General features: G+C 70.5%; 8 protein-coding genes. 6 read left to right on the forward strand and 2 right to left on the reverse strand.

The features are described from left to right. Nucleotides 1-307 precede the first annotated feature (307 nt). From VJN29_RS20180 to VJN29_RS20190, 3 genes are all read left to right on the forward strand, one after another. Complete coding sequence (locus VJN29_RS20180) at nucleotides 308-991, forward strand: phosphatase PAP2 family protein (RefSeq protein WP_324145436.1); 684 nt, start codon at nucleotides 308-310, stop codon at nucleotides 989-991. A 9-nt stretch (nucleotides 992-1,000) separates the two neighbouring features. Next, nucleotides 1,001-2,131, forward strand: a complete 1,131-nt coding sequence (locus tag VJN29_RS20185) for a glycosyltransferase (protein ID WP_324145437.1) — start codon at nucleotides 1,001-1,003, stop codon at nucleotides 2,129-2,131. Nucleotides 2,132-2,272: 141 nt separating this feature from the next. Next, nucleotides 2,273-2,938 (forward strand): low molecular weight phosphatase family protein, encoded by a 666-nt coding sequence (locus VJN29_RS20190; protein WP_324145438.1) that lies wholly within the window; start codon nucleotides 2,273-2,275, stop codon nucleotides 2,936-2,938. A gap of 71 nt (nucleotides 2,939-3,009) precedes the next feature. Here VJN29_RS20190 and VJN29_RS20195 read toward each other — a convergent pair whose 3' ends face one another. Together VJN29_RS20195 and rfbA are read right to left on the reverse strand one after the other, a co-directional pair. After that, on the reverse strand, nucleotides 3,010-3,609 hold the full coding sequence (locus VJN29_RS20195) for a dTDP-4-dehydrorhamnose 3,5-epimerase family protein (RefSeq protein WP_324145439.1): 600 nt from the start codon (nucleotides 3,607-3,609) through the stop codon (nucleotides 3,010-3,012). 7 nt (nucleotides 3,610-3,616) lie between these two features. Next, the gene (gene rfbA, locus VJN29_RS20200; protein ID WP_324145440.1) at nucleotides 3,617-4,486 is read right to left on the reverse strand and encodes a glucose-1-phosphate thymidylyltransferase RfbA; all 870 of its coding nucleotides are present in this window, start codon (nucleotides 4,484-4,486) and stop codon (nucleotides 3,617-3,619) included. A 79-nt stretch (nucleotides 4,487-4,565) separates the two neighbouring features. Here rfbA and rfbB point away from each other — a divergent pair, with 79 nt between their 5' ends. The 3 genes from rfbB to VJN29_RS20215 are packed head-to-tail and all read left to right on the forward strand — an operon-like array spanning nucleotide 4,566 to nucleotide 7,674. Further along, complete coding sequence (rfbB, locus tag VJN29_RS20205; protein WP_324145441.1) at nucleotides 4,566-5,567, forward strand: dTDP-glucose 4,6-dehydratase; 1,002 nt, start codon at nucleotides 4,566-4,568, stop codon at nucleotides 5,565-5,567. After that, nucleotides 5,564-6,430, forward strand: coding sequence for a dTDP-4-dehydrorhamnose reductase (gene rfbD / locus VJN29_RS20210; RefSeq protein WP_324145442.1), 867 nt, complete (start codon nucleotides 5,564-5,566; stop codon nucleotides 6,428-6,430). The genes rfbB and rfbD overlap by 4 nt, the downstream gene beginning before the upstream one ends. An 11-nt stretch (nucleotides 6,431-6,441) precedes the next feature. Then, nucleotides 6,442-7,674, forward strand: a complete 1,233-nt coding sequence (locus VJN29_RS20215; RefSeq protein ID WP_324145443.1) for a YbfB/YjiJ family MFS transporter — start codon at nucleotides 6,442-6,444, stop codon at nucleotides 7,672-7,674. The last annotated feature ends 11 nt before the right edge of the window (nucleotides 7,675-7,685 follow it).

Consider the following 7,685-nt stretch of genomic DNA (forward strand, 5'->3'; position numbering starts at 1 on the left):
GCGCCGCCCGTTGCGGACCCCGTCGGAGCAGCTTCAGTGGGCGGTGTCACGGGTGGCGGGCGCAGCGCCAGGTACACCAGGACGATGTCCACCAGCAAGAAGGCGATCAGTCCCGCCGTGATCAATCCCCGCTTCATCCGCGAACCGCTCCTTGCTTCCCGCCAACCCGACCGCCCACGTGCAGACATGGTACGAGTGAGGCAACCCAGCGGCATACGAACTCATGCCTTGGACCCACAACCGTCACCTGTGGATGTGCGAGGCTGACGTCTCGAGGCATCCGCGCAGATCGAGGGCAGGTGGGCGAGTGACCGTGACGTCGCCGCGCCCGCCGTCGCCTCCGACGCGTCGGCAGCTCCTCGCCTTGGCGGCAGCGGCCGCAGCCCTGGCCGCCGGCGCACTCCTCCTCGGCGTCCTCACGAAACCGGGCCAGATCGCCGATGCGGAGCTGGCCTCCCTCATCCAGGAGACGGTTCCGGCTCCCGCGCGCCGCGTCCTGAACGACCTGGCCCGGCCGCTCCTGCCCTATCTGCTGGCCCCCCTTGCCACCCTGCTCTTCCTGCGCGGGCTCGTGCGGCGGCAGTGGCGCAGCTGCCTGGCGGCCGCCGCTGCCCTACCCGCCATCCCGGTGTCCATCTGGCTCCGCGACGAGGTGGTGCGCAGGCCAGATTTCGGTGTCCCCGGGTACGACTGGAACACCTTTCCCTCCACGCACGCGACCGTGGGATTCGTGGTGCTCGCCGCGGTGGCCATCTTGTGGCCATGGCAACCCGGGCGCCTCGGTCGTGGACTGGCGGGTCTTGCCCTGGCCGCCGGCCTCGTCATCGCGGTCGGCAACGTCGCCTGGTATGCCCACCGCCCGGTCGACGTGCTCGGGTCATTGGGGCTCGTGACCACCCCCGTTCTGCTGACCCTCGGCCTGACACTCGGCGCCCTCGTCCGCCCGACACGAGGGACTCCAGTCCGAAAAGTGACCAATGGCGTGGCATGATCGTGGCCCATGGTGGTAATGACCGGCCGGCGCCCGAGGGTCGCGATCGCTCACGACTACTTGACGCAGCGCGGTGGAGCCGAGCGAGTGATCCTGGCGATGCTCCGCGCCTTTCCCGACGCCACGGTGCACACCACCCTGTACGACCCAGCGGCGACGTATCCCGAGTTCCGGGAGGCCCGGGTCGTCACGTCTCCCCTGAACCGCATCCCCCCGCTCCGCCAGGACCACCGCCTCGCACTCCCCCTCCTCCCCGGGGCGATCAACCGGCTGCCAGTCGACGCCGACGTCGTCATCGCCTCCAGCAGCGGGTGGGCGCACGGCGTGCCGACGACAGGGCGCAAGCTCGTCTACTGCCATGCGCCGGCCAAGTGGCTGTACCAGCCCGCGGCGTATCTGGGCCACCAGCCGTCGGCCTCGATCAAGGGACGCGCACTCCAGACCATGACCCCATGGCTGCGCCGGTGGGACCGGCTCGCCGCCGCGAGCGCCGACCGCTACCTTGTCAACTCGACGGTGGTGCGCGACCGCGTCAAGGCCGCCTATGGAATCGACGCGGCGATCGCATTCCCGCCGTTCGGCGTGGGCGACGACGGCCCCCAGCGCGAGGTCGAGGAGGTCGCGGACTGGCGAGACGGGTACCACTTGGTCGTCTCGCGGCTGCTGCCGTACAAGAACGTGACCGAGGCGATCGCCGCCTTCCGCGACCTGCCCGGCCAGCGCCTCGTGGTGGTCGGCCACGGCCCGTTGGAAAGTGACCTGAGAGCCGCCTTCCCGTCCAACGTACGTCTGGTGAACGGGTTGGATGATGCGAGTCTGCGCTGGGTCTACGCCCATGCGACGGCTCTGATCGCTCCCTCGATCGAGGACTTCGGGCTCACACCGCTCGAAGCGGGGGCGTTCGGCAAGCCCACTCTCGCCCTGCGCGGCGGCGGGTACCTCGACACCGTGGTCGAGGACGTCACCGGCGTGTTCTTCGATGTGCCCACGCCCGGGGCCATTCGCTCCGCCGTCCTCGCCGCGTCGCTTCGTCGCTGGGACGACGAGGCGATCCGCAAGCACGTGGACCAGTTCTCCGAGCCGAGGTTCCACGAGCGCTTGACCGCGGAGGTCGAGAGCCTGCTCGCCCAACGTCGTTAGGCCGTATGCCGCTGGGCCCAGTCCCCGACGCGAGGTCCTTACGGCGTTGGCCGGGTCACACCCGTCCTCCGGACTTCCGCGCACGTCCAGGGCCACGCCGGTAGATTGAGGAACGGGTGGCCAGCACGGTGGGGAGGATGGATGACGGAGGGGGAAGTCCGGTTCAGGATCGTGACCGTGTGCACCGGCAACATCTGCCGCTCACCCGCAGCCGAGCGCCTGATCCGCCGCGTCTGGGCAGCTGGCGCGCCGACGATCGAGGTCGTGAGCGGGGGAACAAGGGCGATGGTCGGGGAGCCGATCCAGATCTCCATGGCACACCTGCTGGAGCAGTCCGGCGCGTACTCGGGCGAGTTCTGCGCCCAGACTCTGACCGCTGAGCTCGTCGACGATGCAGACCTCGTGCTCGGGATGACGCGGAGGCACCGGGCGGCCGCGGTGGCCGTTGCACCCGCGGCCACGCCGCACACCTTCACCCTGCGTGAGTTCACCCGGCTCGTCGTCGACGGCGTGGAGGACTTCACACCCGAACCGGATCGCGCAGACTCCTTGCGTCGGCTCGTCGAGGTCGCTGCGTCGCGGCGGGCGCCCATCACGGATCCCGAGCTTGACGACATCGCCGACCCCTACGGTCGCGACCTGGACGCCTACCACGTGGCCTTCACCCAGATCTCCGAGGCGGTCGACACGGTGGGTCGGGTGCTCAGCGGTTCGCCCTTGCCGGACACGGACGCCAGTGTGGACTCGGGCGACAGGCACGCCGAGCCGGCGACGCCGCGACGCCGTGCGTGGGGCCGACGCGCCTGAGCTGCCGCTCAAGGCGCCTCAGGGCGGGAGTCAGTCGCCGGGTGGGCGCCGGGTGGGCGCCGGGGCGGGGGTCAGTCGCCGGCCAGGCTGGCGAGGTGGGCCAGGCAGGCCTCGAGCGTGGGCAGCACGCCTTGGTCCGCTGCCGCCTCGAGGGTCGGAGCGGCGGCGTCCTTGTCGGACACCACCGGGACGAAGCCCTCGGGGAGGGCCAGCGCGATCTCGGGGTCGAGCGGGTTGACGCCACGTTCGCGCGCCGGGTTGAACAGCTCCGAGCAGAGGTAGACCGCCACTCCGTCCTCGACGCACGCCAGCGCGTGACCGAGCCCCTCGGCGACGTACACCGCCCTGCGGTGGATCGAATCGAGCCGGACGCTGTCCCACTGGCCGTACGTCGGTGAGCCGACCCGCAGGTCGACGACGAAGTCGATGAAGACCCCGCTGGTGGCGGTCACGTACTTCGCCTGCGACGGAGGAACGTCGGAGTAGTGGATGCCACGCAGCGCGCCCGCCGTCGAGACCGAGATGTTGGTCTGCCGCACGCGCAGCTCGTGGCCGATCGCCTCGGCGAGGCGATCGATCCGGAACCCCTCGGCGAAGGTGCCGCGGCTGTCCTGGAGCTGGCGCGGCGTCACCTCGAAGGCCCCCGCGATGCTCAGGGGACGAATGTCCACGGGCAGGTCACCGACCGTCGGCCAGGAGCTCGAGCAGGTAGCCGCCGTAGCCACTCTTGAGCTGCTCGTCGGCGTGGCGCCGGAGGACGTCGTCGTCGATCCAGCCGTTGCGCCACGCGACCTCCTCCACGCAGCCGATCTTCTGGCCCTGCCGCGCCTCGATCACGTGGACGTACTGGCTGGCCTCGATGAGCCCGTCGAAGGTCCCCGTGTCGAACCAGGCCGTGCCGCGAGGGAGCACGCTGACCGTCAGCATGCCCCGGCTCAGGTACTCCTCGTTCACCGCCGTGATCTCGAGCTCACCACGCGCGCTCGGTTTCAGGCCCTTGGCGACCGCCAGGACGTCGTTGTCGTAGAAGTAGAGACCGGGGACGGCGTAGCTCGACTTCGGTCGGGCGGGCTTCTCCTCGATCGACAGCACCCGACCGGTCTGGTCAAACTCGACGACACCGTATGCCGTCGGTTCCGCGACCCGGTAGGCGAAGATGTGGCCCCCCGTGACGTCCGCGTTGTCGGCGAGCCGGGTGCCGAGGCCGGGGCCGAAGAAGATGTTGTCGCCGAGGATCAGGGCAACCCGGTCGGAGCCGACGAACCCGGCACCGATGATGAATGCCTGGGCGAGCCCCTCAGGACGCTCCTGCGCCGCATACGACAGTGACATGCCCCACTGGCGGCCGTCGCCGAGCAGCCGCTCGAACTGCTCGCGATCCTGCGGCGTCGTGATGACGAGGACGTCGCGGATGCCGGCCATCATGAGCGTGGAGAGCGGGTAGTAGACCATCGGCTTGTCGTAGACCGGCATGAGCTGCTTGCTGATGCCGCGCGTGATCGGGTGCAGCCGACTGCCCGTGCCACCGGCAAGGATGATCCCCTTCATGATCGCCCAGCCTAGGGCCAACCCCACGGGCGGCTGGGACCGCGCTCAGCGGCATACGGCCTCGTCTACTCTCACAACCATGCGTGTACTCGTGACCGGCGGGGCTGGTTTCATCGGGTCGAACTTCGTGCTCCGTGCCCGCGAGGTCCGACCCGACTGGCAGCTCACCGTCATCGACTCGATGACCTACGCCGCCAACCGCGCCTCCCTCGAGCCGGCGCTGAGCACCCGGGAGGTCACGCTCGTCGAGGGCAACGTCGCCGACGCCCAGCTCGTCGACGAGCTGGTCGCCGCGAACGACGTCGTGGTCCACTTCGCCGCCGAGTCGCACAACGACAACAGCCTCGACTCGCCGTGGCCGTTCGTCGAGTCGAACGTGGTCGGCACCTTCCAGCTCCTCGAGGCGGTCCGCCGGCACGACAGGCGCCTGCACCACATCTCGACGGACGAGGTCTACGGCGACCTCGAGCTCGACGACCCGGAGCGGTTCACCGAGCGCACCCCGGTCAACCCGTCGTCCCCCTACTCCGCGACCAAGGCCGGAGCCGACCTCCTGGTGCGTGCGTGGATCCGCTCCTTCGGCATCCGGGCGACCCTGAGCAACTGCTCGAACAACTATGGTCCCCGCCAGCACGTCGAGAAGTTCATCCCCCGCCAGATCACGGGCATCCTCGAGGGCACTCGCCCCAAGCTCTACGGCTCCGGCCGTAACGTGCGCGACTGGATCCACGTCGACGACCACAACGACGCCGTCATCGCGATCCTCGAGCAGGGTCGGCTCGGCGAGACCTACCTCATCGGCGCGGACGGCGAGCGCAACAACCGCGACATCGTCACGATGCTGCTCGAGCTCATGGGTCGCCCCACCGACTGGTTCGACCACGTGAACGACCGCCCGGGCCACGACCTGCGTTATGCCATCGACGCGTCCAAGCTGCGCAGGGAGACCGACTGGCGCCCGCGCTACCAGGACCTCCGCGACGGGCTGGCACAGACGATCGACTGGTACCGCGCCAACGAGTCGTGGTGGACCGATGCCAAGGTGGCCGCCGAGCGCACCTACGCGCGGCTCGGCCGGTGAGCCCCTCCCTCCGCGTCCTCGTCACGGGCGCGACGGGGATGCTCGCCCACGACCTCGTTCCCGCGCTCCGCACCGCTGGGCATGTGGTCACCGCGGTGGGTCGCGGTGACCTCGACGTCACCGACGCCGGCGCGTGCACCGCGGCAGCCGCAGGACACGACCTCGTCGTCAACTGCGCGGCCTGGACGAAGGTCGACGATGCCGAGACCCACGAGCAGGAGGCCTTCGCCGTCAACGCGGTCGGCGCCGCCAACATCGCGCGCGCCGCAGCCGACGCGGGTGCCCGGGTCGTGTGCATCTCCACCGACTACGTCTTCGACGGACAGGCCACCATGCCGTATGCCGCTGAGCACCCTCCCAGCCCGCGCTCGGCCTACGGGCGCACCAAGGTCGCCGGCGAGTGGGCGGTGCGTGCGCTGTGCGTGGACAGCTGGGTGGTGCGGACCGCGTGGCTCTACGGCGCAGGCGGGCCGAACTTCGTCTCGACCATGCTGCGGCTCGCCGGCGAGTGCGACACCCTCGACGTCGTCGACGACCAGCAGGGCCAGCCGACGTGGACCCGAGACCTGGCCGACCTCATCGTGCGGATGATCGCCGCTGACGCGCCCGCCGGCACCTACCACGGCACGTCCACAGGCAGGACGACGTGGCACGGACTGGCCCGGGCTGTCTTCGAGGCCCGCGGCCTCGACCCCGAGAGAGTGCGGCCGACGAGGACCGACGCCTTCCCCCGCCCCGCCGCCCGGCCGGCGTTCAGCGTCCTGTCCCACGCCACGCTCGAGGAGGCCGGCATCACCCCGATCCGCGACTGGCTCACAGCGGTCAAGGACTTCGTGGACGAGCTGCCAGCTTCGACCGCCTGATGGGACGGGGGATGGCTGGAGCCGGCGCGTCCCGCGATGCGGGCCACGGGCGGCTGCTGCTGACCCTGGGCCTGGCCGCTGGGCCGCTGGTTGCGCTGGGCCTGGCGCGATTCGCCTACGCCCTGTTGTTGCCGGCGATGCGTGACGACCTCGGCTGGTCCTACACCGAGGCGGGCGCCCTCAACACCACGAATGCGGCTGGCTACCTGGTCGGTGCACTGGTCGCGGCGCCGCTCGCCCGGGCGATCGGCTCCCGCCGCTCCTTCGTGCTGGGCACCTCGATCACCACGCTCGCGATTGGCCTGACCGCGGTCACCAGCGCCTTTGCCGCTCTGCTGACCATCCGCTTCGTTGCCGGGCTGGCCGGTGCGCTCGCGTTCATCATCGGTGCTGCCCTCGTCGCCGAGGCGAGCCACCGCGGGTCGCGGGGTCGCGCGGCGCTGCTGCTCGGGATCTACTTCGGTGGGTCGGGGACCGGGATCGTCCTGGCCGGCCTCCTCGTGCCGTGGGTCCTCGACCGGACCGACGGCACGGGATGGCGACAGGGCTGGTTGGGCCTCGCCGCGATCGGGGCCCTGGCCACCATCGCGGCCGTCGTGGCCGCACGTCGGGTGGACGACCCGGTCCCGCCGGAGGAGCATGCCCGGCGCTGGAAGCGACGGCGCATCAGCTGGCTGGTGGCCGCCTACACCTGCTTCGGCATGGGCTACATCGCCTACCTGACCTTCATCAGCCAGTACCTGACCGACAACGGCATCGTTGGCCCGGTCATCGCCGGCTTCTGGGCCCTCGTCGGGGTTGCCGCTGCAGCATCCGGGCCGCTCTGGGGTCCGGTCATCGGCCGCCTCGGCGGGTCCCGTGGAATGGCTCTCGTCATGGTGGTGCTCGCCGCCGGCACGGTGCTACCGGTCCTGCTCGGTGGCGCCGTACCCGCCTACCTGTCCGGGCTCATCGTCGGCGGCAGCTTCCTGGGCGTCGTCACCGCCGTGAGCATCTCGATCCGGGAGATCCTGCCCCAGCCGCTCTGGACCTCGGGCCTCGCCTTCTCCACCATCGCGTTCGGCGTGGGCCAGACCGTGGGTCCCTCACTGACCGGCTGGGTCTCCGACCGCACCCAGGACCTGGGAACCGGCCTGCTCGTGTCGGCCGCGCTCCTGCTGTCCGGGGCCGGCCTCGCCCTGCTCCAACAGCGGCTCACCCCCGGAGCCCACACACGTGCGAGCGCTCCTGCCCCGATCGAGTGAACAGCTTCTGG

Origin of the sequence: Intrasporangium sp., from assembly GCF_035280925.1 — a bacterium.
GTDB lineage: Bacteria > Actinomycetota > Actinomycetes > Actinomycetales > Dermatophilaceae > Intrasporangium.

Bases quoted from the DNA above. Each gene is read 5' to 3' on its own strand.
- rfbA (WP_324145440.1), bottom strand. From the start codon at position 4,486: ATGAAGGGGATCATCCTTGCCGGTGGCACGGGCAGTCGGCTGCACCCG.
- VJN29_RS20190 (WP_324145438.1), top strand. From the start codon at position 2,273: ATGACGGAGGGGGAAGTCCGGTTCAGGATCGTGACCGTGTGCACCGGC.
- rfbB (WP_324145441.1), top strand. From the start codon at position 4,566: ATGCGTGTACTCGTGACCGGCGGGGCTGGTTTCATCGGGTCGAACTTC.
- VJN29_RS20185 (WP_324145437.1), top strand. From the start codon at position 1,001: ATGGTGGTAATGACCGGCCGGCGCCCGAGGGTCGCGATCGCTCACGAC.
- VJN29_RS20215 (WP_324145443.1), top strand. From the start codon at position 6,442: ATGGCTGGAGCCGGCGCGTCCCGCGATGCGGGCCACGGGCGGCTGCTG.